This window comes from Candidatus Kaiserbacteria bacterium (genome assembly GCA_016699245.1).
In the GTDB taxonomy this organism is placed as follows: Bacteria; Patescibacteriota; Minisyncoccia; order Phycocordibacterales; family UBA918; genus Damh-18.
The window spans coordinates 615,101-640,347 of the sequence record CP064968.1 but is presented as its reverse complement, the minus strand read 5'-3'; the positions used below and the strand labels follow the sequence as shown (position 1 = coordinate 640,347).

The 25,247-nt window shown below is 43.4% G+C and carries 22 protein-coding genes, 4 tRNA genes and 1 other annotated feature; of the genes, 20 read left to right on the top strand and 6 right to left on the bottom strand.

Going from position 1 to position 25,247, the window contains the following annotated elements; all coding sequences use genetic code 11:
• Positions 1-13: 13 nt before the first annotated feature.
• The 7 genes from IPH92_03100 (at position 14) to IPH92_03070 (ending at position 5,838) form a co-directional block, all read left to right on the top strand.
• Positions 14-601, top strand: a complete 588-nt coding sequence (locus IPH92_03100; GenBank protein ID QQR64527.1) for a hypothetical protein — start codon at positions 14-16, stop codon at positions 599-601.
• 766 nt (positions 602-1,367) lie between these two features.
• The gene (locus IPH92_03095) at positions 1,368-2,054 is read left to right on the top strand and encodes a nucleotidyltransferase family protein (GenBank protein QQR64526.1); all 687 of its coding nucleotides are present in this window, start codon (positions 1,368-1,370) and stop codon (positions 2,052-2,054) included.
• A gap of 15 nt (positions 2,055-2,069) precedes the next feature.
• Complete coding sequence (locus IPH92_03090; protein QQR64525.1) at positions 2,070-2,759, top strand: NTP transferase domain-containing protein; 690 nt, start codon at positions 2,070-2,072, stop codon at positions 2,757-2,759.
• Between the two features lie 114 nt (positions 2,760-2,873).
• A tRNA-Met gene (locus IPH92_03085) sits at positions 2,874-2,947 on the top strand.
• 434 nt (positions 2,948-3,381) lie between these two features.
• The gene (locus IPH92_03080; GenBank protein ID QQR64524.1) at positions 3,382-4,044 is read left to right on the top strand and encodes a hypothetical protein; all 663 of its coding nucleotides are present in this window, start codon (positions 3,382-3,384) and stop codon (positions 4,042-4,044) included.
• Between the two features lie 66 nt (positions 4,045-4,110).
• Positions 4,111-4,185: transfer RNA gene (locus IPH92_03075), tRNA-Asp, on the top strand.
• A 521-nt stretch (positions 4,186-4,706) separates the two neighbouring features.
• Positions 4,707-4,846 (top strand) — a sequence feature (23S ribosomal RNA rRNA prediction is too short).
• Positions 4,847-5,025: 179 nt separating this feature from the next.
• Positions 5,026-5,838, top strand: coding sequence for a hypothetical protein (locus IPH92_03070; GenBank protein ID QQR64523.1), 813 nt, complete (start codon positions 5,026-5,028; stop codon positions 5,836-5,838).
• A gap of 35 nt (positions 5,839-5,873) precedes the next feature.
• Here IPH92_03070 and IPH92_03065 read toward each other — a convergent pair.
• Positions 5,874-5,946 (bottom strand) — tRNA-Thr (locus IPH92_03065).
• Between the two features lie 419 nt (positions 5,947-6,365).
• Between IPH92_03065 and IPH92_03060 the strand changes: the two genes are divergently transcribed.
• The 6 genes from IPH92_03060 (at position 6,366) to IPH92_03035 (ending at position 12,383) form a co-directional block, all read left to right on the top strand.
• Positions 6,366-7,244, top strand: coding sequence for a hypothetical protein (locus tag IPH92_03060; protein ID QQR64522.1), 879 nt, complete (start codon positions 6,366-6,368; stop codon positions 7,242-7,244).
• 278 nt (positions 7,245-7,522) lie between these two features.
• On the top strand, positions 7,523-7,924 hold the full coding sequence (locus IPH92_03055) for a hypothetical protein (protein ID QQR64521.1): 402 nt from the start codon (positions 7,523-7,525) through the stop codon (positions 7,922-7,924).
• 166 nt (positions 7,925-8,090) lie between these two features.
• Positions 8,091-8,966, top strand: a complete 876-nt coding sequence (locus IPH92_03050; GenBank protein QQR64520.1) for a PCRF domain-containing protein — start codon at positions 8,091-8,093, stop codon at positions 8,964-8,966.
• Between the two features lie 111 nt (positions 8,967-9,077).
• Positions 9,078-9,761: a cell division ATP-binding protein FtsE gene (gene ftsE, locus IPH92_03045; protein ID QQR64519.1), complete on the top strand. Its 684-nt coding sequence runs from the start codon at positions 9,078-9,080 to the stop codon at positions 9,759-9,761.
• Between the two features lie 22 nt (positions 9,762-9,783).
• The gene (locus IPH92_03040) at positions 9,784-10,704 is read left to right on the top strand and encodes an ABC transporter permease (GenBank protein ID QQR64518.1); all 921 of its coding nucleotides are present in this window, start codon (positions 9,784-9,786) and stop codon (positions 10,702-10,704) included.
• A gap of 2 nt (positions 10,705-10,706) precedes the next feature.
• Positions 10,707-12,383: a CTP synthase gene (locus IPH92_03035; GenBank protein ID QQR64517.1), complete on the top strand. Its 1,677-nt coding sequence runs from the start codon at positions 10,707-10,709 to the stop codon at positions 12,381-12,383.
• Between the two features lie 105 nt (positions 12,384-12,488).
• Here IPH92_03035 and IPH92_03030 read toward each other — a convergent pair whose 3' ends face one another.
• Genes IPH92_03030 through IPH92_03020 form a run of 3 tightly spaced genes read right to left on the bottom strand, consistent with a single transcriptional unit; the run spans position 12,489 to position 14,713 of the window.
• Positions 12,489-13,181 (bottom strand): FAD-dependent oxidoreductase, encoded by a 693-nt coding sequence (locus tag IPH92_03030; GenBank protein QQR64516.1) that lies wholly within the window; start codon positions 13,179-13,181, stop codon positions 12,489-12,491.
• Between the two features lie 3 nt (positions 13,182-13,184).
• Entirely contained in the window at positions 13,185-13,817 is a 633-nt protein-coding gene (locus IPH92_03025; protein ID QQR64515.1) for a hypothetical protein, read from the bottom strand.
• Entirely contained in the window at positions 13,814-14,713 is a 900-nt protein-coding gene (locus tag IPH92_03020) for an FAD:protein FMN transferase (GenBank protein QQR64514.1), read from the bottom strand. The genes IPH92_03025 and IPH92_03020 overlap by 4 nt, the downstream gene beginning before the upstream one ends.
• 61 nt (positions 14,714-14,774) lie before the next feature.
• Here IPH92_03020 and IPH92_03015 point away from each other — a divergent pair, with 61 nt between their 5' ends.
• From IPH92_03015 to IPH92_03000, 4 genes are all read left to right on the top strand, one after another.
• Positions 14,775-15,443, top strand: a complete 669-nt coding sequence (locus IPH92_03015; GenBank protein ID QQR64513.1) for a response regulator transcription factor — start codon at positions 14,775-14,777, stop codon at positions 15,441-15,443.
• Complete coding sequence (locus IPH92_03010) at positions 15,388-16,422, top strand: HAMP domain-containing histidine kinase (GenBank protein ID QQR64512.1); 1,035 nt, start codon at positions 15,388-15,390, stop codon at positions 16,420-16,422. The genes IPH92_03015 and IPH92_03010 overlap by 56 nt, the downstream gene beginning before the upstream one ends.
• A gap of 195 nt (positions 16,423-16,617) precedes the next feature.
• Positions 16,618-16,788: a rubredoxin gene (locus IPH92_03005; protein ID QQR64511.1), complete on the top strand. Its 171-nt coding sequence runs from the start codon at positions 16,618-16,620 to the stop codon at positions 16,786-16,788.
• A gap of 5 nt (positions 16,789-16,793) precedes the next feature.
• The gene (locus IPH92_03000) at positions 16,794-17,324 is read left to right on the top strand and encodes a hypothetical protein (GenBank protein QQR64510.1); all 531 of its coding nucleotides are present in this window, start codon (positions 16,794-16,796) and stop codon (positions 17,322-17,324) included.
• 80 nt (positions 17,325-17,404) lie between these two features.
• Here the strand turns inward: IPH92_03000 and IPH92_02995 are convergent, their stop codons facing one another.
• Positions 17,405-17,878 carry a hypothetical protein gene (locus IPH92_02995; protein ID QQR64509.1) on the bottom strand — a complete coding sequence of 158 codons (474 nt, stop codon included), beginning with the start codon at positions 17,876-17,878 and terminating at the stop codon, positions 17,405-17,407.
• A 236-nt stretch (positions 17,879-18,114) separates the two neighbouring features.
• Positions 18,115-18,732 carry an alpha/beta hydrolase gene (locus IPH92_02990; GenBank protein QQR64508.1) on the bottom strand — a complete coding sequence of 206 codons (618 nt, stop codon included), beginning with the start codon at positions 18,730-18,732 and terminating at the stop codon, positions 18,115-18,117.
• A gap of 585 nt (positions 18,733-19,317) precedes the next feature.
• On the opposite strand from IPH92_02990, the gene IPH92_02985 reads away from it, so the two are divergent.
• From IPH92_02985 to IPH92_02975, 3 genes are all read left to right on the top strand, one after another.
• A tRNA-Gln gene (locus tag IPH92_02985) sits at positions 19,318-19,391 on the top strand.
• A gap of 170 nt (positions 19,392-19,561) precedes the next feature.
• The gene (locus IPH92_02980) at positions 19,562-22,423 is read left to right on the top strand and encodes an AAA family ATPase (GenBank protein QQR64507.1); all 2,862 of its coding nucleotides are present in this window, start codon (positions 19,562-19,564) and stop codon (positions 22,421-22,423) included.
• A gap of 51 nt (positions 22,424-22,474) precedes the next feature.
• A complete protein-coding gene (locus tag IPH92_02975; GenBank protein QQR64506.1) occupies positions 22,475-25,246 on the top strand; it encodes an AAA family ATPase in 2,772 nt (923 codons plus the stop codon).
• The last annotated feature ends 1 nt before the right edge of the window (position 25,247 follow it).

The following is a 25,247-nucleotide window of genomic DNA, read 5'->3' as shown; positions in this document are numbered from 1 at the left end:
GTAGAATAGTGCTATGGGAAACATGAACACCTCAGACGGATTAGATTTTTTTAGTGTCTTTCGAGTTCTCTTTGAGAATGTTTTTGGTGGTAATTGGAATGTGCTCGTAGATACGGCTTCTTTTTGGTGGAATATCTACTCACTTCTTGCGCTTCTTGTATCACTCCTCTTTTTCGCCGGGTTTGTGTATGCACAAATACAATATGGTGAGCTCTCTGCTGAAGAACAGACGGCTCTTCGCGCTGCTGAAAAAGCATGGGCTGCACAGCACGATGCTCCCGAAACAAAGAATGCGCGGTGGGATGCAATTCAAGTAAAAATTGCAGATCATAATCCGGAATCATGGAGAATTGCTATTATTGAAGCAGATATCATGCTCGAGGAAACACTTACGAATGCGGGGTACGTAGGGCAGGGCATAGGTCAAAAACTCAAGTCAGCAAATACTACCTCTTTCACGACGCTCCAAGATGCGTGGGAGGCACACAAAATCCGGAATGAAATCGCACACGTCGGTAGCGACTTCGTCCTCACCCAACGCTCCGCCCAAGACACCCTCATGCGTTTCGAGCGCGTCTTCCGCGAATTTGGGGTTGTGTAAGTTGCATATATCGACAACATGCGGTACATTCTACATACGCATTTTTGCAATGCGTATACACAAAATGCACAAGCATTTACATAGCGGGGTAGAGGAGAGGTACCTCGGGAGGCTCAGTGAGTCATCCCCCCCGCCCGAGGGGGGGGGGGGGGGAGAAGAGGGGGGCGGGGGCCGGGGGGCCGGGGGCCCCGGGAGGGACCACAAGAGCCCCCCCCGCAGCGCCCCCCCCCCCGGGGGGCCCCCCCCCCGCCCCCCGCCCGCCCCCGCCGAGCCCCCCCCCCCCCCGGGGGGGGGGGGGAGGGAGGGGGGGGGGGGCGCCCCCCGCCCGGCGGGGCCCGGGAGGGGGGGGGGGCCAGCCCCACAGAGGGGGCCCCCCAAGAAACGAAAGGGGGGGGGGGGCGCATAACCTCCAGACCCCGGTTCGATTCCGGGCCCCGCAACAAGTACATAAAAACACCAGCTTAAGCTGGTGTTTTTATGTACTAATTCTGCGGGGCCCAGAATCGCACCGAGAAGGGGGTCGGGGAAACTGGTTTCCCCGTGGAGGAAGGCAGTGAGCGAAGAATGAGCGAACGTCGGAAAACCGTGGGTTTCCGAGTAGGTTCGATAGCGAAGCGTCCGGGCCCCGCAACACGATTGAAAAGCCGAGGACGTAAGTCCCAGCTTTTCTCGTGTTGCGGGTTAAGACAGGCGCTCTGTGAGACACAAACACTCCTCCATACATAGATATTCACGAATATGATTTATATGCTACAATTTTGACCATATGCAATGTGTCATTTTAGCTGCCGGAAACGGGAAGCGTCTGCGCCCTTTAACAGAAGATAGACCGAAGCAACTCGTGAAAGTTCACGGTAAACCACTTATTGATTACATTGTAGAAGCACTCCCGAGTTCTATAGATGAACTCATCATTGTAGTTGGATATAGAGGAAATATGCTTCGAGAGTATTGCGGTGAGGTTTTTCATGGAAGAAAGGTTACATACTTTGAGCAACCTGTTGCTGAAGGAACCGCAAAGGCCCTCTGGCTTTGCAAGGATCATTTACGCGGTCGATTTCTTTTTATGTTTGGAGATGATATTCATGGAAGAGAAGATCTCGCGAGGGCTACGTCGTATGTACGTTCACTTTTGGTTTCTTCAGTTACTCAGCCTGAGAAATTTGGTATTGTTGTCCGCAATCCTGACGGGACACTGGGGCTTATGATAGAGAAACCAGAACACGCACCGTCTAATTGTGCGAGTACGGGGGCCATGGTCCTCGATGATCATATTTTTGAGTTCGAACCACAGACCCCCGTAAACGATGAGTACTACTTGAGTGAAGTCATTGAACGGTATGCAAAAAAATATCCCATTGCTGTTGTAGAACAGCAAATCTGGATTCCTATAGGGTATCCCGAGGATATTACAAAAGCAGAAACACTACTCTCTGTGTATAAGCAGATATAGAATAATCTCATTTGTATGCAATGCGTTATTGTCTGTGCGGGAAAAGGTACCCGAATGAGTCCGCTTACTAATACCTGCCCAAAACCACTCATACACGTGGGTGGTAAACCAATCATTCAACATATTGTTGAGGCATTGCCGGAGGAAATAGATGAGCTCGTACTTATTGTGGGGTACCTGAAAGAACAGATCATTGCTACTTGTGGAGAGACATACCTCGGTAGAAAGGTGATATACCGAGAGCAGGAAAATCATGCAGGAGGCACTGGCGACGCACTTTTATGTGCACGTGATGTACTCAAAGATACGTTTCTCTTTATGTACGGTGATGATATCCACGGAAGCGAGACCCTTGCACAAGCGGTACAGAGTGATTACGCTATTTTGAGTGCGCATTCGGCGACTCCCGAGCGTTACGGAGTACTTGTGCTTAATGGAGATGGCACACTCAGTGCAATTCTTGAAAAGCCAGAAAATCCACCGTCAAACCTTATTAACATTGGAGGATTTGTCATTGATGCGTCAATCTTTGAATACACCACGTCGAAATCTTCAAGTGGAGAACTGTATGTGACAGACATGCTCACGCAATTTGCGCAACATAATCCCGTGACTGTTTTCGAACAAAAACTTTGGATTCCACTTGGCTATCCGGAAGATATAGGAAAAGCAGAAGAAATCCTCAAAGCAATGGGTCGACTCTAGGTTGAAGGAAAGGGAGAGAGATGGTATTCTCTCTTCACAATTCACTTGTATAAAATCATATAAGTTTCGATTGTCCAGGAATAAGAATATTAAAATCACTCTTATTTCACCCCTGTCGACGTAGCTCAGTTGGTTAGAGCGTAGCACTCATAAAGCTAAGGTCGGAGGATCGTTCCCTCCCGTCGACACAAATTTCAAACCGCCCCAAGGCGGTTTTTAATTTGGGTCGACGGAGAACAGTCCGGGGGACTGTTCGCGAGGGAACGATGAGGTTGCCAGCTCTTTTTTTAAAAAGAGCGACAACCTGTACTGAACATGTAATGTTCGTTCCCTCCCGTCGACACAAATTTCAAACCGCCCCAAGGCGGTTTTTAATTTGGGTCGACGGAGAACAGTCCGGGGGACTGTTCGCGAGGGAACGATGAGGTTGCCAGCTCTTTTTTTAAAAAGAGCGACAACCTGTACTGAACATGTAATGTTCGTTCCCTCCCGTCGACACAAAGGAAACCGCTCGCAAGAGCGGTTTTTGACTGTCGACGGGAGGGAACGATCGGTTCGCGATATGCATCATTATCCATAATCAAGTGTAGAGCAATATACTGTCACGTTGTATTATGGTTGTATGCCAATACCATTGATCTATGACAAAAACTTTTTCAAGACATGGTCATCTGACATGGCGTATATACTTGGATTTTTATATGCGGATGGTAATATCGTACAGACGAAAAGAGGAAATCATTATGTTGCGATATATACGGCAGATAAGTCATTACTGGTCTCTATGAAGAGATGTATGAAGTCTGCGCATAAAATTTCTCCTCGATTGAGTTCCACGGGATGTGTACACAGGATTCAGATTGGAAGTAAAGAGTGGTTTACTGATCTTGGCACTCTCGGGTTATTTCCCAATAAGACTAAACGGATGGAGTTACCTGTTGTACCTGAAAAATATTTTGGAGATTTTGTAAGAGGATATTTTGATGGTGATGGCAACGTGTGGGTTGGTATGGTACATAAAAATCGAAAGACCGCTCTTACGGCAATCCAAGTATCATTCACAAGTGGCTCATATGAGTACTTAAAATCACTCCATGATTCACTTAAAGAGCGAGGTGTCTTAAGGGGTAGTCTATATTCTTCAAAAACAGGGAATTATGCCCGACTTTCACTTTCTATTAAAGATGCTTTGAAAATTTATGAAATTATGTATAATACATCCTACAAATTGTATTTGAGACGAAAAAAGCTCGTTTTTGATAAATTTGTAAAAATGCGGTCATAAGAGAAATCTTTCCACCGCTGCACTCGGAGATATAATGTGAGCAAGCTCACCCTATCCTCCTCATTTGCGGTCGTAGCTCAACTGGTTAGCAGCACCCGCCTGTCACGCGGGAGGTTGCCGGTTCAAGTCCGGTCGACCGCGCATATGAAAAAACCCCGAAAGGGGTTTTTTCATATGCGCGGTCGAAGAAAGTGAACTGCTTCACTTTCGTCCGGACTTGAACAGCCGGAACGATATGGCTTTGCCATGAGTGAGGCCGGGAGGAAGTCTAGTTTTTGCAGTGATAAAACTAGAACTTGACCCTAAGTCGCGACCGCCAAAACCCCTCGCGTCAAGAAAGTGAACTGCTTCACTTTCGTCCGGACTTGAACAGCCGGAACGATATGGCTTTGCCATGAGTGAGGCCGGGGAGGAAGTTCTTAGTTTTTTAGAACGAAGTGAATAAAAAACTTAGAAACTTGACCCTCAAGTCCGGTCGACCGCGCAGCTCAACTTCAAAAAATTTGCACAGAGACAAAAATTTCGATAGTATCTTTGAGGACGTGGTCTTGATGTGGTGGAAGCACGATGAGGGTCTGCTATAGCGGTAGGCGGTTGCTCTGAGGAAGCAATTAATTTTACCTCATTGAAAAAAGCATAGGATCACAATGTCCATTCTCAACTCTATGAAGGACGTAGGAGTGTGCGATAATCTTTGGGTAGCGAACACACACGCTTTGACCCAGAGGTCTCCGAATAGGGAAACCCAACCGGTGTATCATTTCGGTTATATCGAAAGTAATGGCGAGCGAAATCGATATGAGTTGAGTGTCCTGTTTTAGGGAAAACGCTGATGCATTGCATTGGCGTTTTTTTATTTTTTTGACTTGATTTCCGATTGTCTTGTTCAAAAATTAGGACACCTGATGTCCTAATTTTATTCTTTGAGCTATCTCCGAGCATCGCACTCAGATCCTGATTTGAAATGATATACTTTTATTCATGACGGAACATTTTAAACCCCAAATGGAAACGAAACCACTTTCACCAGGCGAACTAAAAATTGCAGAGTATGTTGAACGCATTAGAAATGGAGAATCAAAAAAATCAATATACAGTGGACTCTCACCCGCATTTATTGAAGGGGTTGAAAAAAGACTTACTCTGGAAGAGGGAGTTGGTAGTACTCAAGAACAGAAAGATAGATATGGTGAGTTTGCTGAAAAACATGGTGAAACTGATATTGGAATGTGGTGGTTTCAATACAAAAATCAACCAGCTGAAGAATTAGCACAGCAGGGAAAATTTGAGTGGGGAAAGGAGCGACTCTACTTTGATGTGTCGATTGATGATTGTGAACGATTGCGAGATTTGGTTATGGAGATTGCCAAGCAGGAAAAAATTCCACTCTCGTTTAAATACATTGATGCTAAAAAAACATTTCCTGTGCATATTGATGGTTCAGAAACACGATTTGTTGTAAATTTTGCGATTGAAGATGATGCGCGTTCTTTTTACCATGCACTTGCTTCATGTCCAGAGTATCAGTTCGTGACGGAACGTACTCAGTCGTATGGTGGGTATCGAGTTGACGCGAATGCAGAGTATGCAAATGGATATCGCGAGCAACGAGGCGCACTTGCACGTATTGTCGAAGGAGGTCAAATGGTAGATGGACAGATGTGGGAATGGACTACTGAAGGAGGAGAGACGAGAAGAATTCCTGAAAAAGAATATCTCGTTTTTCAGAAACAGTATGAACTTCTTAATAAAAAGATTGCCGAGTCGGAGGAGAAGTGGAAACAACGTAAATAAAAATAACTCCCCTTGGAGAGTTATTTTTATCTTTGAGCCGAGGGCCGGAATCGAACCGGCGACCTGAGGTTTACGATACCACTGCTCTGCCAACTGAGCTACCTCGGCAATTTTTATGGCGACTCCACAATCCTAGTATAGATACCGTTTGTTTTCAACCAAACAATTTGGTATTCTAGTCACTGTCTGCAATAACCGAATTGCGGCAGCAGAAAGAAGCCATCTTAGCTCAGTCGGTAGAGCGCATCCATGGTAAGTCGCATTGACTTCTTGCCCACTTGCCCGGAAACAGGCAAGCGAATCCTGAATAACGGTTAACGGCTCATGTGGAGTTAAGACCGTGGCAATCACCACGTGGTGGAGGCCCGAACGACTGACAAGGGACGCTACGCCGAAAGGTATGCGTAAGATACAGTCTAGTCCCCATATATCACTTTTTGTAAATTGGGGTGTAAGCGAAGGATGAGGTCCCCGGTTCAATCCCGGGAGATGGCTCACGAAGGACGAAGTGATGGGTAAAACATAATATGATTCACGAAGGGTTTGGTAATAAAAAATTAAGTGTACCCGAGACAGTGTCTGGGGAATCATCAATTGATAAAGAAGAATTATCCGAACAATCACAGGATTTCTCGATAGAGTCTGATTCTAACCAAGTAGAGCAGGCGGCTAGATTCCTTGGGGATGAGACAGTTGTGGAAATAAGACGGATCGTTAGTGAATTACACGAGTCTATAGGAAAAATGCTTGAACCGGTTCTCGAAAAGATAGAGAATGGAGAATTCCAGTTACTTATTGGTGACGATACATCTGGCAGAATCCCAGCACTCATCGTGAGGAAGATTATCAACGTCGCTTATGAAAATACCGGTCGACCAAAAATCCCCACCCATTTTATTGCCGGGACGTCAATACATAGCAATAAAGAAGGATTATCTCTTAAGGAGCTAGAATTAGGAGTGGCAAAAAAGGAAGCTGAGATAAGTGCGTACATTGCAGAATTAAAAACTGAGTCTTCCTTAAATATCTCTGACGCACTCATTGTGACTGAATTTATAGAAAGTGGAGAGGGCCTTATTCCAGTGATAAAAGCTTTGCAAGGAAATAACATCACACCTGTTATACTCACCACAAATATTAATTCGTACAAAGTAGCGAGGGCAATGGAAACTGAACTAAATGTGCCGTTGGTTTCGTATGGTAAGAAGTCTCCGGTACCACCTTCTCTATTCGATAAGAAAGACCTTTCAGGAGTAGCCAAACATTATTTTGATTTACATGCTAAACCGATTAGACTAGGGATCTCAGAGGATGAGAGAAAAATGATTCTTGCGAAGATGACTATTGCTCGTGATGAAGCAGATCGTGTCGCAGACAAGCTTGTTGCTGAATTGCTCCTTACATAATTATAAAGACTACTATTTTTACAGTAGTTTAATCCTGGTTTTGGAAGTGTGGGCACCTTCACCACTAATGTACTTCGAATAATGAGGTAACTTAAGGATAAATCCCTCGATGGGGATTTTGTGTGTCAGAGGCGTATACGTTCTTTAACGATAGAGAAAACCGCCATATGTGTCTACACATTACCACCATCTATTGACTTTTGTTCTAAAAGTGATTTAATGTGAACCACATGAAGGTAGTACTTCATTTTCGAAAAGTTCATTACAAGGAGAGAAAGATGAGTAAATTCAACCCACGTGTCGGTGTTTTGTACACCGCGACTAAAGTTTCTGCGTCAGGCACTGAAGTTTCGTATCGATTGCGATGCAGCGAGGTAAATCCTTCAGCCTTCAGAGAGATCTGCCGAATGATAGATTGTGTCGTGTATCCACGCCAGAATGAATACACGCAAACCAGTTTTGATATTGTGCAACAATCTGAGGATGCTCGTCGTCCTGTCGTTGTGTTCTGGCGTGAATGTACTGCAGAAGATTTGCGCGCCATTCAAAGACTTTGGCAGAAAGAAAATTCAGTTCTAGGCGTAAATTATGTCAGTTTCAATGACTGGAAAACCAGCATAATGGCAGATGACACAATCCCACTAGATCTTAAAATGGACATGTGGAAGGTGTTTAAATAATTTCACGCACAGAATTCGCTCTTTAGAACTCCAGAAGAAAGTGTAATGATACGTCACCATGATGTTCCTTTATCCCGTTCTCATGATTGAAATACTGCGATGTAACAATCGCACCCCTGTGGCCGGCTCTCTTTGAGCCGGCCACATTTCTGTTATACTCATACAAATGGCACAGTCTCATGAGGAAAGAATAAAAGAAATTGAGGAAGCAATGGTGCGGCCTGATTTTTGGAATGAGCCGGCGAAGGCTCAGGCTATGTTTAAGGAACTCGAATCTCTTAAAGATGTGGCTTTAGGGAAAGGAAAATACGACAAAGCACCCGCAGTCATTACTATAGTGGCAGGGGCAGGGGGCGACGATGCCGAGGATTTTGCACGTATGCTTGTGGAGATGTATAAGCGCTATGCAGAAGGGAGAGGCTGGGGGCTTACCATCCTTGATTCAAATGCAAACAATGAAAACGGGTATCGCAATATTGTATTTGAGGTGAGTGGGAAGGAGGCGTATGGGACGTTGCGTCGTGAGTCAGGGGTGCATCGCTTGGTACGCATGTCGCCCTTTAATGCGAATGGTAAACGGCAGACATCATTTGCGCTCGTAGAAGTCTCACCACAGGTAGTTGATATGAAGGAAGTAGACCTAGCGGAGGAGGATGTTGAAATTACGTATGCAAAGTCAGGTGGCGCGGGTGGACAGAATGTAAATAAACGTGAGACCGCGGTGCGTGCAACCCACACGCCCACGCGCATTTCAGTGCACGTTTCTTCAGAGCGTAGTCAGCAGCAAAATAAAGAAAAGGCACTCACCCTCCTTGCAGGAAAAGTCTTTGCGTTTACCGAAGAGCAACACGCACGTGAACTCAAGGGACTTTCAATAGAAAAGACGGTGAAGATAGAATGGGGGAGTCAGATTCGCTCGTACGTACTCCATCCATATCAAATGGTAAAAGATCATCGTACCGAGGTGGAAGTGCGAGACACCGACAAGGTCCTTAATGGCGATATACAAGTATTTCTGGACGCAGAGGCGGAGTTAACATAGTTAAACGTGCGCATAAAAGCGCTGTTTTGAGTGTTCCCACTTTTGAGGGGCGCATGTTCATCAGAAAGTAATGGACATGCACCCCTCATACCAGTAGAATAGGTACGATATATGATTTATTTTGATAACGTTTCAAAGATATACAATGCAGGCCGTTCTGTGGCACTCCACGATGTAACGTTTCAGGTAGCACCCAATGAGTTTGTTTCTATTGTGGGACATTCAGGTGCGGGTAAAACCACACTGCTCAAAATGCTTATTGCTGAAGATAAGCCCACCAAAGGACAAGTTTTTTTTGAGTCACTCGACATCCATGCTATTTCGCGAAGTGCACTGCCAAAGTTTCGTCGCAAAATAGGTACCGTCTTTCAGGACTTTAAGCTCCTACCTCACATGACTGCCTATGAGAATATCGCCTTTGCGATGGAGGCAAATGGCCGTTCCGATGAAGAGATTGCGGAGAACGTGCCTCAGGCACTTGATCTGGTAGATTTAGGTGACAAAGTGTGGAATTTCCCTCATGAACTTTCTGGTGGTGAGAAACAGCGTGTGGCTATTGCACGTGCCATTGTGAATCAACCCGATATTATTATTGCGGATGAGCCCACAGGCAATCTCGATCCTATCGCTACATATGAAGTCGTCCAGATTTTGAAAAAAATTAATGACCTCGGCACTACTGTCATTATGACTACACATAATAAAGGCGTTATCGACGCACTCGGGAGACGTGTGATTACCATGGATGAGGGCCGGATAGTACGAGATGATGCGGAGGGTAAGTACGTTCTATAAGTATGCAATTCAATATATAAATATGGTTACTAGTCTTAAACGGGTCATTCGAGCAGGGTTTGTTGGGTTTTGGCGTAACGGCTTCGTGTCGCTTTCGGCAATTTTTGTTATCGCAATAACACTCATCGTCGTGGGCAGTTCCATGCTTACCGGGCAACTCCTCGATGCCTCACTCGTGCAGGTGCGCGAAAAGGTAGATATTAATGTGTACATGGTGACTTCCGCCAGTGAAGACGAAATCAATGTACTGAAATCTTCTCTCGAAAGTCTCCCTGATGTGCGTGAGGTCATCTATACCTCACGTGAAGATGCGCTTGCACAATTCCGTGAACGGCATCAAAACGATGAACTCACTATTCAGGCTCTTGAAGAACTCGGTGATAATCCGCTCGGTGCGTCACTCTCGATTCGAGCAAATGAGACTTCTCAATACGAGAGTATTGCAACCTTCCTCACTGACCATCAAGCCGCAGAATCATCCGAGGCACCACTTATTGATCGTATCAATTTCAATCAAAATAAGGAGGCAATCGACAAACTCACGAATATTATCAATACTGTCGAGCGTACGAGTTATTTTGCGATGCTCATTCTCATCGGTGCCTCAATTCTGATTGCCTTCAATACCATTCGTCTCGCTATCTACACATCGCGTGAAGAAATTAGCGTGATGCGCCTTGTGGGAGCATCCAACATGTTTATTCGTGGGCCATTTGTGCTTCAGGGAGTACTCTACGGACTTATTGCGGGTGTACTCACACTTCTTGTATTATATCCAGTCGTGTTGTGGCTTGGTCCAGGAACTGATGTATTCTTTGGATTCAATATCTTTAACTATTTTGTAGAAAACTTTGGGTATCTCTTCATTGTACTTGTCGGCTCGGGAATTGTACTCGGCGTTGTGTCGAGTACACTTGCCATTGCTAGATATCTTCGTGTATAACCATGACCAATAAAAAAACTTCAGTTGCGCAAAAAAGTAAAACACGTTCATACATTTTTATCGTCGGAGGAGTAATGAGTGGTGTGGGGAAGGGCATTGCCTCATCCTCTATTGCACTCTTGCTTCAGTCTCGTGGTCTAACCGTCACTTCACTCAAGATAGATCCATACATCAACGTTGACGCAGGCACGATGAATCCCACTGAGCATGGTGAGGTTTTTGTACTTGAAAACGGTCTCGAAACAGACCAAGACATGGGTAATTACGAGCGCTTCTTGGGGAAGACTATTCCTGGTATCAACTACATGACGACAGGAAGTGTGTATCAGGACGTGATACGGAAGGAGCGCAATCTTGAGTACGGAGGAAAAAATGTTGAGGTTGTTCCTCATATTCCCGAAGAGGTGATTCGACGTATTAAAAAAGCGGGCGAAGCAGCAGACGCTGACGTGATTACAATCGAAGTGGGGGGTACCGTGGGTGAATACCAAAACATTCTTTTTCTTGAGGCGGTGCGCATGATGAAAACCGAGATGCCGGAGCATGTGGCTGTGGTTATGGTGAGTTACCTCCCGGTACCCTCGAGTATCGGGGAAATGAAAACCAAGCCCACGCAGACCGCTGCGCGTATCTTGAACAGCACTGGTGTCTTTGCAGATTTTATTCTTGCACGTGGTCCCGTGGTGATAGATAAAAAACGGAAAGAAAAAATTGCTCGTTTTTGTAATGTGAAAGTTGAGCATGTCATTTCGGCACCTGATGTGAAAAGTGTGTACGATGTTCCCGTTAATTTTGAAAAAGATAATCTTTCTGCACTTATCTGTGCGCAACTCGGTATTGTGGCTCCGAGGCCAGTGAACCTCACTGCCTGGAAGAATTTTGTGTCACGGTCAAAGAATGGCAAGGATGTGGTAAAGATTGCCGTGGTGGGGAAGTATTTTAGTTCAGGCGATTTCATTCTCTCAGACGTATACATTTCCGTTCTTGAAGCGATTAAATACTCTGCTTATGCACTCCATCTCACTCCAGAGATTCACTATGTTTCTGCGTCAAGTTTTGAGGATAATCCAAAAAGTTTAAAGAAGCTGAATGACTTTGATGGCATCCTTGTCCCGGGCGGATTTGGTGCTACGGGTATTCCAGGACTGCTTTCAGTTATTAAATACGCACGCGAAAAAAAGATTCCCTACTTCGGTATTTGCTATGGTATGCAACTTTTGGTTATTGAGTTTGCACGCACGATACTTAGGTACAAAGATGCCCATACTGCAGAAATAGAACCTACTTCAAAACATATAGTGGTCGACGTCATGCCTGAGCAAAAAGAAAAGATTGCCCGTGGCGATATGGGTGGCTCAATGCGCCTTGGAGAATATCCTGCAGTCCTCACAAAGGGGTCTGTAGCCGCGCGAGCGTATAACGCACGCGAGATTAGTGAACGTCACCGCCACCGTTACGAGGTAAATCCCACATATATTGCGCCACTTACCGAAAAAGGATTGGTATTTTCAGGAACCTCTCCTGACGGCACTCTTATGGAGATAGCAGAACTTCCGAGTGACCTGCATCCGTTCTTTGTGGGTACCCAATTCCATCCCGAATTCCATGCGCGCCCCCTCTCCCCACATCCACTCTTTACTGCATTCATCAAAGCATCATACGAACATAAAAAAGGGTAAAGCCATGTGACATCAAAACAGCCGGCGCCCTATGGGCATCGGCTGTTTTGTATTTTACAAAATCAACAGGAAGGACCTGTTTAAACAGGTCCTTCCTGTTAATTTTTAATGAAATGCTTCGATAAAGAAATGACAGTTTTCAGGGTTTTGTGCTTTTATTTTTTCTACGAGACTGTCACAGGCAACGCCTTGGCCACAGGCATAGACATCGGCATTATTGAAATCAATGCCGTCAATATGGTCTTGGATGTATCCTTCTCGGAATCCAGCGGTCGCAGGTTTTGAGATGACATGACGTACTTCAATTATGGGGTGCTCTTGTGCCATGCTATCAAAGTAATCACGGTGCAGTATTTCATCTTCTGAACGACTTCCGGTCATAACCACTATTTTCTCTGCGATTCCTTTTTTAATCACATGGTCGAGCACCGACTTTACGACTCCTGCGCCGACGCCGTATGCAAAAAGATATGCACGTGGGCTTTTCATTTTGTCAGCAGTATTGAGTCCAAGTGGTCCCATAAGTTCTAGGGTTGTACCCGTTAAATCAGTTTTCCAAAAGAGAGGAGATATAACACCATTTAATGTTTCTCGAATCGAAAGTGATATGTGAGACTGGTAATCATCAGACGAAGAGATTGAGTATGCGCGCCTTACACTAACTCCATCGATATCCATAAAGATATTTACGAATTGCCCAGCGATGAAATCTATCTGCTCGGGAAGGGTAAGGGTGATTTCTTTTGCAGTCTTTGAAAGGTCTTTAATGTGTGTAATGTGTGCAGTGAGTTTTTTCATATGTTATACAGTTTGGGGGTTAGCTTGTTGTGCTTCTATGACGCGTGTTCTATTCGTGAGGTACGCGAGTATGGTCACGAACGTAATAATAATCATTGATATGAACGGGCCAATGTCACCGTATGAGAGGAACACAAAGAGTGAACTTGCGTAGAAAAACACATACGAGAGTTTCTGTACCTTCTTCCATAGGGCACCCATAATGCGCTTTGAAAGATTATTTGAAGTTGCAAGAAGTATGATTGCTGAAATGTCTGCAAGGTGTGCAAGAAGTGCGTAGTTCGCGGGTGACCAGTATGCGGAAGTACCTAATGCACTAAAATACCCGACCGGGTCCATAATAATCTTTGAAAAGATGAATGACATCACGACCGCTGCAGAAAAGACACCAACACCTTTGCGAAGAATAACAAGGGAGCGAATCCATTTCACTTTGAGGAAGATGTCAGCAAGTGGGCGTATGAGCATAACAAAGAAGACAGAGATATGTGAAATATCATACAAAAGCAGAGTGTTTGCTGGACTTACCCAATCAGGATGAAACGAGAGAATGAGGGGTAAGAGGAGCATGCTCGCAATCGAAATACCCAAGAAGAAGGTTTGTAAAAATTTAATTGTTTTGAGATATGTTTTCATATGGTGTCGGTGAGTAACGTACCGCCTTTGGTAATAATAATGTAGCGCATGGAGTGCTCCCGTAGTACCTGTGAAGCTTTCTGAATCCCAAGAGAGAGAAAAACTTTTGCACATGCTTCGGTCATGCCACCATGTTCGTGTACGACACTTGCTGAGACAATGTCTGAATCCGGGTTATGAGTACCTGAAGGGTCAAGGATGTGGTGTGTCGGAATATCTCCATGCATCCATGTACGTTTGTAGATACCACTCGTTGCGAGACTTGCGTCTTTGAGGGGAAGATGAAAATCGTCTTTTTGGGTAATGGGATTATAGATACTAAAGAGGAAGGGAGCACCTTCGGCATCAAGTCCTTGAGTATGAATATCACCACCGAGGTTCACGATGACTCCTTGGACTATATTTTCTGAGTTCATAAGTTCTTTGGCAATTTTTTCTGCAAGGAACCCTTTGAGAAAACCTCCAAAGTCCAATTTTTGTCCCTCATTAAGTATGACGCTTCGTATCTCAGGATCAATAGATGTGGTAGAGAAGTCGATATCGTATGGTTCTTCTGGAGACGGTGCAGGCGTCGTACTTTCAAGTGTTTCAAACGAGGTCACATATCCGAAGCGATCTATTTGGACTAAAGGATTAAAGACACCATGGGTGAGCTCGAAGAGTCGTTCTGCTTCGAGAAGTGCCTCAAGAAACTCGGGAGACACAATTGCTGTGCGTGTTGCATTGAGTTGTGAAAGTTCACTTTCGGGGAGGAATCGAGAAAAGCGCGCTTCGTACGCATGTATAGTGTTGCCCGCACTCTCAAAGAGAGTGCGGGCAACACTTTCATTTTCAGTCACAATAGAAACCGAAAAATCAGTCCCCATCGCTTTACCTGTGTACGTGAATTCCTGCATAATGGATATAGTGTATCAAGCATAAGATGAAGAGAAGATGAATACACGCTATACTATCCCCATGCGTATACTTGTAGTAGAAGATACCGAAAAACTTGCAGCCTACATTAAGCAAATGTTTGAGGAACATGGCTATGCGGTGGATACGGTGAGTGATGGAGAGTCTGGCGAGCGCATGGCTGGGTCGGGGGTATACGACCTTATTGTACTCGATGTCATGCTCCCTCAGAAAAACGGCAAAGATGTATGCCGTACACTTCGCGCCGCAGGGTACGTGATGCCTATTCTCATGCTTACCGCGTGTGGGGAAATAGATGACAAAGTTGATGGGCTCGATAGCGGTGCAGATGATTATCTCGTGAAGCCATTTGAAATGAAAGAACTGCTTGCACGCGCCCGCGCACTCCTTCGTCGCCCACAGGAAAAATTTGTTGACACACTTCACATGCAAGATTTAGAACTCAATACCACTGAGCACACCTTGAGGAAGAAAGGGAAGGAAATCACCCTCACGCCAAAGGAATACTCGATACTTGAGTACCTCATGCGAAATGCTGACGCCGTGGTGACTCGTGAGCAACTCCTTGAACATTGTTGGGACTTCGCCTATAGTGCATTTAGCAATATCACCGACGTATACATACGACAACTAAGAAAAAAACTCACAGATTCACATGAACACTATATTGAAACGATTCGCGGCGTTGGTTACAAATTCAACAGCCACTAACTTTAAAGGCGCAGTCATTCGCTTGACTGCGTACTACACGCTCGGCGTCTTTTGTATTCTCGTGGTATTTAGTGTAGCCGTATACATCCTTTTTTCACAAGGAGTTGAGCGTGAGTTAGAGATAGAACACGGAAGTGATGAGTATAAAGAAATGCTCGAGATGCGCAATGAGCCACTCCTCCATGAAGTAACTGAGAATCTCTTTGATATTCTCGTCGTGTCAGATATCGTTCTTCTTTTTATGACACTCATTGTTTCATATCTGCTCGCACGTAAAACGCTTGCACCACTTGCGGAGTCATACCAGCGTCAAAAGCAATTCGTGGCCGATGCAGCACATGAACTCCGTACACCACTTGCGGTCCTTAAAGCGGGAGGGGAAGTACTCCTTCAGGGGGAACGCACCACCCCTCAGTACCGACAGTTTCTTATGGAGTCGCAAGATGAAATTAATCGACTCATCACACTTTCAAACGATCTTCTTTTTCTCGTCCGAAATACCGAAGGGAGAGTGCGCACAGTAGCACCATTTTTATTCAATGACGTGTGTATTGCTCAGTGTGAAAGGCTTGTTGCCTATGCCGCACAAAAAGAGGTGACCGTATCTCATCGGGTAGATACAGCGGTGACCCTTGTGGGTAACCAGGATGACATGACACGCCTTGTGCTCAATGTCCTTAAAAATGCTGTGGACTACAATACCAGGGGAGGTAGTGTGACACTTTCACTCGAAAAAGTGCATCGTGAAGCGGTACTTCGTATTACGGATACGGGTATCGGTATTGCGGAGGAAGACATACCACGTATCTTTGAACGATTTTTCAAAGTTGATGTCGCCCGAACCCAAAAAGCCACCACAGGCTCTGGCCTCGGTCTTGCGATTGTAAAAGAAATTGCTGATGCACATGGGGGGACGCTTCGTGTGACAAGTATAAAAAGTGAAGGTACGACTATTGAACTCCGCGTACCCTGTGCATAAGAGCCCATCCACTAACCCCACCTACTTCGTTATCTTCGTCGTTCAGACATTCATCGTACATTAAGTACGCCTCATGTCTTCACTCCTCGATGCCTCGTATCTGGGGTCATTGGATGGGCTCTACGTCCCCTCATCTTCATCAAATATTCATACTAGAAAGGTAGTATTATTTGGTAATAAGATAACCAACAAATTATGTCTCAATACGTATGCTTAGAGTGTGGATGGATTTACGATGAAGCGGTGGGCTTCCCCGAACGTGGTTTCCTCGCGGGCACTAAGTGGGAGACATTACCTGATACATTTAAGTGTGGTGAATGTGAGGTGACAAAAGGTGAGACACACATGTGGCAGAAACTTGATTAACCTATATGAAAAAAGATATTAGAAATGTAGCGGCTACTTTTGCACTCATTGGCATCATGCTCTATGGAGGTTCTTCGGCGTATGCGGAAAAGGTGGCAATAGAGATTGAGAATGAACGTCTCAACTTTGAAAAAGAACAAAAAGAAGAGGAGGCAAAAGCAAAACTCCAAGCAGAATTGCTTCTTTTAAAAAATGAAGAGCAAGCGCGCGCTGAAGAAAAACTAAAAGCGGAAATTGCCCAAGCACAAAAGGAAGCGGAACGATTAGAAGCAGAGGCAGCAGCGGCGGCTCAGAAAGCAGCCTCAGATAAAAATGCCGCAGACTTCGCGACGTCCCTTGCGAAGAAGCAAGCCGAAACCGCTGCTGCAAAGAAAGCCGCAGACGCTCTCGCTGCACAAAAAGCCGCAGCCGATGCCTTGGCAGCCCAAAAAGCAGCACTCGCAAAACAGCAAGCCGCCGCAGATGCACTTGCCGCAAAAAAAGCCGCCGATGCCGCCGCCGCAGCAAAGAAAGCCCGTCAATCAAGAGCGAGTTAACAATTGAGATTATTGAAAAAGTAAAACACTGGCGTTAACGCCAGTGTTTTATGTGTATAGTATCTGTTGTCGTCATATATTCATGCATGCTTGCGCGTTGCTATGTACCTTAAACTGACAACAGTCTTTTTCCACCCGTAATACAAAAGGCTGTGAATACCGTAACTCAGCAAGGTTGAAATAACTGCATACAATGGCCATAACAATATATTATAGGGGAGGTATTGATCGTTGCCACATCCATAAAAGACGCAGTTAATATCTTCTACAGGTGGTGTCCATATGAGCGTGACGATGTAGAGAAAAACGATATAGGGAAGAGCATATAGAAGCGATGTATACATTGGTTTTACTCTAAAACTAAAAACAAGTATCGCAATAGGAATAATTATATGAACTCCTACTGAAACCTCATTGGTATATGTGAATCCTTCAAGGTATATGTAGTCAGTGATTCCAGACAAATCAAATCCTAATATGTGCGAGCCAAAATCTAATATCCAGAGTATCTGTGACACTAATCCGAGGTAACTAATACCCTTGATCATCTGCATATCCTGCTTATAACAAGCATACATCAAGAAAATACAGAAATTGTTACATGACCAGAATAAAAAGATACCTATTGAAGGATCGTGAAGGACAGCACTAAAAATAAAGAGTTGCGCTACAACAAGGAAAATACCCATCATATAAAAAGGATTTATATGATGAAGTCTGAGTAATATCATCAACTCCAGTATAGCAGGTATCTACTGAATGTAGACAAGATAATTTGTGTCTTATAGTGTTATCGTGGACGCGTATCTTTGAGAATCATTTTTACTATTTCGGGTAATTTGCTCACGTTGAAATGTCCATTTTTTCCTTTGAGTATCCGTATCATTGCGGTGGGAAGTTTTTCACGATATTTTTCTGCATGTTGCACGGGGACGACATCATCATCTGCGGAGAAGAGAATTGAAAGATGATTCGTGTTTTCAGGAAGAAGGGAAAGGTCTGGTTTGAGTTTGAAGCCATTCACCAAGTCTTCATCAGAAAGAGAGTTATCAAAAGGAGGACAAACGAGATATGTCGCAAGTGCTTTTTGTGGAAGGCGGTTCTCAGAAAGATATCGTGCAAGGAAAATGCCACCAAGAGATTCTCCAATAAGAATGACTTGCTTCGTGAAGAAGGGAAGATAGCGCTCAAAGTGAATTTTCCATTCATCATAATGGGCGTTGTCGGGGGTTGGCATACGGAGCCGGACTATCTCAAACTGTTTTCCGAGAGAGGTATTCAGATATTCTTCAGTCCAGTTTGGCTTACGATCAATAGAAATTTCTCGGGTCGTAAGGTACGTAATATAATCCTTTTTACTTTTAAAAGTCATCCCACCATGGATAATAAATACTCGTATTTTTTGCATGATAAAAGTATAGCAAAAATTGAAAAATCTGTTAGAATTCAGACGCTATTGATTTGGGAGTTCCAAAGCAATACACATTGCCGATTCATCTAATGGTGGCCAGAAATTAAAGAGCGAAGCAATTATAATTTCTGAGCCCGTCTGTTTTTCTTCCCCACGGAAGAAAAACAGACGATGCACACACGCATCCCAAAAAAAGTAATCTGGGCGACGTACAAAATATTGCCGATTCATCTAATGGTGGGATTCTTCCCCCGGGAGAAAGTCATTGGGGCTGAAATGATATGGGGTATCATTTCAGGACGTTGCCAGATATTTTGTAAAAATATCGACAACGTGTACTGATCATGTAATGATCGAGTCCAAACGAGAACAAACAAAGTACAAAACAAACATTGCCGATTCATCTAATGGTAGGATGCTTCCCTCTGGAGGAAGTCATTGGGGCTTGAAAAGTCTGGGAGACTTTTCAAGAAGGTTGCCAGATAATTTATGAGTGCATGCGAAATAAAGTATCGACAACCTGAACAGATTCTGTAGGAATCGAGTCCAAACGAGAACCTTGTACAAACGCACATATCACATTGCCGATTCATCTAATGGTAGGATGCTTCCCTCTGGAGGAAGTCATTGGGGTTCGAGTCCCTGATCGGCAGCCAACTCGAGGTAGGTTATCGCGCACGAGACGCGTCGAAACCACCCGAGGACTATTCTGAAATGGCATACCTGCTGAGAGCAGTATCCAAACTAAAAATCCACCCATTTGGGTGGATTTTGTTTTTGGGACCAACAAACTACCCAGTATTTTTTGGGTATAATAATGGACATTATGAAAGAAAACTGGAAACCGATTGAAAAGTCAGTCAATGAAAAGGAAGTTATTGCACGTGAAAATCTAGCTCGATCCGAGGATCTTGATCTCCCTCCAGAACTCCAGTCATACATTACAGAAACCATACCAGATGAGGTTGGTTTAACAGCAGAGGAAACCGTACTTGCTGAACTAAGAATCCAAAATGTAAGGAAGGCCGCTCGAGCGTTTCGTGCTTTTGACAAAAAGATAGATTCACTTAAACACGCAAAGCTTAGGTTTGAGGAAAAATTTCCAATCAATTCTGCACAAAACCGTCCATCGCAAGTAATTTTGGCGATGAGAAAAATTGATACGGAAATATCGGAAATAGAAAACTCGACTGCAGAATTAATGCAATCAAATCCAGAAGCATATGTGGTGCGTAATGCCTTAGAGTTGCGTGAGTACAGAAAGCAATTAAAGTCGGGGGATTTTGTTTTGACTCCATACGCTGAGAGAAAGATAGACGAGCTCCAAGATAACTACTACGCAATAGATAAGATCCCCTTTCTAAATGGAGAGACGGGGTCAGGGAAATCATCAATCGCCAAGTATTTCTGCGCTGAAGTACTTGAGGTAGAACCAGAGCGAATTGCGGGAGCAAAAGGAATTGATGAAACAAAAATATTTGGCAAAATTGATCTTACTTCAGACGAGAACGGACCACAGGCACGCTTTGTGCCAGGTCCCCTTTATCGTGCAATGGAAAAAGGAGTTCCCCTCATTATTGAAGAAGTTAATGCAATTCCGCCTGAGATCCTAAAATCACTCAATGACATAATTATCAATGCGAAAAAGGGTGAGGAGGTATCTGTTATTGGTGACCCCAAGGGTTCAAAAGTAAAGGCTAAGGATGGATTCGGCGTGATCATGACCGGAAACCTCAATCGCAATCCAAAGGCTATCGATCGATACAAAGGGCTATTTGAACTTTCTGCCGATTTTGTTAATCGCGTTCGTCCAATAGATTACGATTATCTACCCCAATCAACTGAAGGTAACTACATTGAAGAGGCGGGAAAAAGTAATGAACTTTACACACTCATGATCGCAATGCTCATGAACGATAAGGGTGATGTAAATGCACCTAAAGAGGCGTTCGATGATTTGTGGCGTTTGGCAAAGTTTGTCCGAAAAGTACAAGAAGTCTACAGCGGTCAGCGAGACGGGAAATTATTTTCAGGACAAGGCGGACTGAATATGCCTGTGACCGCCACATCTTCAGTCGTGAGTATGCGCGATGTGAAGCAGGTTATTGAGTCATGGAAGCGAGATAATTTTGAAAGAGAGTTTGATTACTACGTATATAAGGAACTTATTGCACCGCTCACTAATGCAATGGATGTAAAGTTTTTTGTTCAACAACTTCAGTCTGAAGGTTTCCTTACTGATCAGTCATGGAAGGATGTCGTTTCAAAAGCTGGGACATTCGATTCTGCTATGCATGCTCCTGAAAATAAGGGGCAAGAAATTCAGTTTTCGACTGTTCGCGACGTTGTACAAAATGTTTACGGGAAAATTCCTGAGAGAAAGGAGTACCCACAGTATGATCCTAATGTTATTACCTATGCAAAGAGCGAACTCTGCACTGTACAGTCACAAAAAGAAAAAATGGACGCATTTCTTGAGGGTGCAGAAAATAATCAATTTCGTGGCATTCGTGATGGTCTTGCAGAACTTGAAGCAGACGTTACCACTCTAGTAAAAGAAATGGAGGATGCACACCAAACACGAGACGGAAAGAAACTTCGTATACTCGGTGAACAGCTAAGTGAGTCATTGACTCAACTTCGTGCAGGATCAATCGAAAAAGTACTTAAAACCGTTGATTCTCTTCAAAATAGACGGATAATAAAGGCTGGGGAGTTCGTGGATTTATGGAAGGAAAGAATCAAAAAAGAAGAAACGTTATGGTCAGAATTAAAGGATGTATACACTGAGGACTATATTGCAGCAAGCAACAGAATCGAAGAGTATGAAACAAAAAGGAATCCAGATCAGATACTTGGTAAAAAAGAATTGATTGTCGAATTGGAAGGATTGCTGGAGGAAAAAAATGAACTAGTCAAAAATTTTCATTCGGACCTGACTCTTGCTGATCGTGTGAATGAAATAATAAATCGTATACTTGATTTAGAATTAAGACTTGGGGCTGATATGTACACATTGGAGGACGTAAAACATCCCGCATCTGTCTTAATGAGTGATTTTAATTTCTTCTTTCGTAAACATAACGACTTGCGCTGGACACTGAGAACAGATGTATATCCGAATCTTGATGAGAAAAGTGAAATAATTGAGCTTGATCAAATTCCAGCTATTTTTAACCCTCATTTCAGAGATGAAAAAGGACTAGCTTATTACCGCAAGGAGTTGTTGGAAAAAACAATCATTCATAAGGATGCTGGTGTCGAAGAAGTCTTTGCAAATGCGAGAAGAGTTTTTAAAGAAGAAAGTGCAGTTACTTTTCAGCTTTTCTTTCAAAAAGATTTCTTCGATACGAGAGACGAGAATGGTAATCCAAACCCGAAATCATTCGAGATTGATACGAAAAAAATTAACACGCTACTCAGTGGTTTTTCCAAAAGTGACACATGGATGGTTGAAGGATTTATATACCATTCCGAGAAATTGTACGAATACTCTGAAGATTATGCAAAGGCATACATGTATAGCTTCCCAGCAGTATTTTGTGTTGCCCAAAAAAATGGTGAGGATGTCTTACTTGCTTTAGACAGGACTGGGGATCATGAATGGAGTATCACTAAAGTTACCCAGCCATCGATTTCTGCCCAGCAGTTCGTTGCTCCAACAATCACAGGAAAAGCTTTTAACTAGGGGAATAATGACAAACAAATTCATATTTAATGAGCTATAATCAACAGTACTATGAAAGAGAGTTGGAAACCTGTTGAGGAATCAGTAAACAAAAAAGAAATCGTTACGCGTGAGAATTTGTCTAGTGCAACTGATCTGGATCTACCTGACGATTTACGTGTCTTTTTGACAGAAACTATTACAAATGATGTTGATTTTTCTGTTGAAGAGAATGCTCTTATTGAGCTTAGATTAAAAAATGTTAAAGAGGCCGCACGGGCATTTCATGTCTTTGATAAGAGAGTTGTGGCTCTCAAAGATGCAAAGTTAAAATTTGAGGAGCGTTTTCCAATCAATTCCGCACTCAATCGACCACCGCAGGTGATTGAAGCAATGAAGAAGATTAATACTGAGATCGAGGGTGTAGAAACTTCAATCGCAGAGCTTATGTGGTCGAACCCAGAAGCATATATTGTTCGAAATGCCCTTGAATTACGAGAGTATCGAAAGGAGTTAAAGTCTGGTGATTTTGTGCTTACACCATACGCAGAAAAGAAATTAGATGAGCTTCAAGATAATTACTATGCAATTGATAAGATCCCTTTTCTGAATGGTGAAACGGGTTCAGGTAAATCGTCTGTTGCTAAATATTTTTGTAGTGAGGTGTTAAGTGTTGAGCCAGAAAGAATAGCGGGTGCAAAAGGTATTGATGAAACAAAGATATTTGGGAAAATTGATTTAACGTCAGATGAACGTGGTCCACAGGCAAATTTTGTTTTGGGTCCCCTATATAGGGCAATGGATCAAGGAATTCCTCTCATTATCGAAGAAGTTAACGCAATTCCACCTGAGATACTTAAATCACTTAATGACATAATTATTAATGCGAAACGTGGAGAAGAAGTTCCTGTTATCGGCGACCCTAAGGGGACAAAAATGATTGCAAGACCAGGATTCGGAGTCATTATGACTGGAAACTTAAACCGCAATCCAAAGGCGATAGATAGGTATAAAGGACTTTTTGAATTGTCTGCGGATTTTGTAAACAGAATCCGTCCGATAGATTACGATTATTTACCGCAAGCCACAGAGGGCACATACCAAGAAACGGCTGAGCGAGGAAATGAATTGTATACGCTTATGATCGCGATGCTGATGAACGATAAAGGGGATGTGAACGCTCCAGAAGATGCTTTCGATGATTTGTGGCGATTGGCAAAGTTTATACGAAAGGTCCAGGAAGTATACAGTGGTCAGCGCGATGGGAAGCTGTTTTCGGGACAGGCTGGCTTAAATGTACCACTTACTGCGACATCGTCGGTCGTAAGCATGCGTGACGTGAAGCAAGTTATTGAGTCGTGGAAACGAGATAACTTTGAAAACGAATTTGATTTCTATATTTATAAAGAGTTAATCGCACCACTCACAAATGCAATGGACGTAAAGTTTTTCGTCCAACAACTTCAAGCAGAAGGATTTCTCACTGATGCTTCGTGGAAAGAGGCTGTAGCAAAGGCTGGAACATTTGACTCAGCGATCCACACTCCTGAAAATAAAGGGAGGGATCTACAGTTTACTACCGTACGCGAAGTTGTTGAAAATGTATACGGAAAAGCTCCTGAAAGAAATGAATTTCCGTACGATTTTGAAAGAATAAAGAAAAGTGAATACACAATTCTGAAACTGGAAAATAACATAAGAACACTGCAAAAATTTGTCTCAGCAGAAGGTGTTTCATCCGATCTGAAGACCTCACTCGCTCCTGTTTTGGAGTATGGTAATGAATCTCTCTCAAAAATTAAGGAGCTTGTCTTTAAATTAAGAAAGCATCTAAAAAATGGAGAGAAGGAAGAGATTAATACGACCACGGATCTTTTAAACGAAACTGAAGAACAATTGTTGCAGAGCACGTTTTCTGAGGTAGTAAAAGCTTTAGATGATCCTGGTAAGTATGATTCAGTAGAACAAGCGGTTGCTTCTGTCGAAAGAGTGATAGAAAGTGAGAAGAATCTTTTTCCATCTATTGCTGCAACATACACAGAGAAATTTAAGATCAATGAAGCATTTGTTAAATATCATACTGACTTCTTGCACCAACTAGAAGAAGATTTTGGGTCTGAATTACACAACGTTAAAGAAGTGCTGGGACAACGACTTGAGTTAAGAGTTCGGGTTGCATTGGGTGACAAAGATGCTCAAAGTAAGCTCGACGAGGGGTTTAGTAAATTTATCGAATTCACCAAGGAAAGACGTGAACGAGAATTATATTGTGGCACTCCTGATTTCCCAAACTTGAAACCAGGTACTGACTCAAAAACACTTCAGCCAAGGACTGGTAGAAGTATGATCAATCGCGGATCTCAATTTACTGCATTTGATATGGACGAAAAAGAATCTCAAGAATTTAAAAAGCTAAAAATGTCCTTAGATCCAGAAGTCGAACAAGTTTTTGAACAGGCCGCACATATCTTTAAAAATAAGAGTAGTTTTGAATTTAATCAGTATTACGGTGCTGATTGGAGAGAAGATCAAAGACTTCCTGCATACACTGTTTCTATCGATAAACTGAAAGAATTATTGAGTGACTTCATATTCACTGAGCCATGGATGATTAAACTGTTTATTTACTATGAAGAAAGATGGAGAGACAATGAGCATCTTGAGAAGAGTTTTGGATCAATGTACGCAGATGACCCCGTCCTTTTTTGTATAAAATTAAAGAGTGATGAAAATGTCCTTATTTCAGTAAAACGCATTGGAGATCAAGAATGGAAAGTCTCAAAAGTAAACGGGAGTTTCTCTACACACCGATTTGTCGCACCACAAATAGCACGTGGTTATTAAT

Coding starts and splice junctions, on each gene's coding strand:
- IPH92_02975 (QQR64506.1), top strand. CDS start 22,475: ATGAAAGAGAGTTGGAAACCTGTTGAGGAATCAGTAAACAAAAAAGAA.
- ftsE (QQR64519.1), top strand. CDS start 9,078: ATGATTTATTTTGATAACGTTTCAAAGATATACAATGCAGGCCGTTCT.
- IPH92_03010 (QQR64512.1), top strand. CDS start 15,388: ATGAACACTATATTGAAACGATTCGCGGCGTTGGTTACAAATTCAACA.
- IPH92_03035 (QQR64517.1), top strand. CDS start 10,707: ATGACCAATAAAAAAACTTCAGTTGCGCAAAAAAGTAAAACACGTTCA.
- IPH92_03090 (QQR64525.1), top strand. CDS start 2,070: ATGCAATGCGTTATTGTCTGTGCGGGAAAAGGTACCCGAATGAGTCCG.
- IPH92_03005 (QQR64511.1), top strand. CDS start 16,618: ATGTCTCAATACGTATGCTTAGAGTGTGGATGGATTTACGATGAAGCG.
- IPH92_02995 (QQR64509.1), bottom strand. CDS start 17,878: ATGCAGATGATCAAGGGTATTAGTTACCTCGGATTAGTGTCACAGATA.
- IPH92_03055 (QQR64521.1), top strand. CDS start 7,523: ATGAGTAAATTCAACCCACGTGTCGGTGTTTTGTACACCGCGACTAAA.
- IPH92_03060 (QQR64522.1), top strand. CDS start 6,366: ATGATTCACGAAGGGTTTGGTAATAAAAAATTAAGTGTACCCGAGACA.
- IPH92_03100 (QQR64527.1), top strand. CDS start 14: ATGGGAAACATGAACACCTCAGACGGATTAGATTTTTTTAGTGTCTTT.
- IPH92_03095 (QQR64526.1), top strand. CDS start 1,368: ATGCAATGTGTCATTTTAGCTGCCGGAAACGGGAAGCGTCTGCGCCCT.
- IPH92_02980 (QQR64507.1), top strand. CDS start 19,562: ATGAAAGAAAACTGGAAACCGATTGAAAAGTCAGTCAATGAAAAGGAA.
- IPH92_03025 (QQR64515.1), bottom strand. CDS start 13,817: ATGAAAACATATCTCAAAACAATTAAATTTTTACAAACCTTCTTCTTG.
- IPH92_03020 (QQR64514.1), bottom strand. CDS start 14,713: ATGCAGGAATTCACGTACACAGGTAAAGCGATGGGGACTGATTTTTCG.
- IPH92_03000 (QQR64510.1), top strand. CDS start 16,794: ATGAAAAAAGATATTAGAAATGTAGCGGCTACTTTTGCACTCATTGGC.
- IPH92_02990 (QQR64508.1), bottom strand. CDS start 18,732: ATGCAAAAAATACGAGTATTTATTATCCATGGTGGGATGACTTTTAAA.
- IPH92_03050 (QQR64520.1), top strand. CDS start 8,091: ATGGCACAGTCTCATGAGGAAAGAATAAAAGAAATTGAGGAAGCAATG.
- IPH92_03030 (QQR64516.1), bottom strand. CDS start 13,181: ATGAAAAAACTCACTGCACACATTACACACATTAAAGACCTTTCAAAG.
- IPH92_03070 (QQR64523.1), top strand. CDS start 5,026: ATGACGGAACATTTTAAACCCCAAATGGAAACGAAACCACTTTCACCA.
- IPH92_03080 (QQR64524.1), top strand. CDS start 3,382: ATGCCAATACCATTGATCTATGACAAAAACTTTTTCAAGACATGGTCA.
- IPH92_03015 (QQR64513.1), top strand. CDS start 14,775: ATGCGTATACTTGTAGTAGAAGATACCGAAAAACTTGCAGCCTACATT.
- IPH92_03040 (QQR64518.1), top strand. CDS start 9,784: ATGGTTACTAGTCTTAAACGGGTCATTCGAGCAGGGTTTGTTGGGTTT.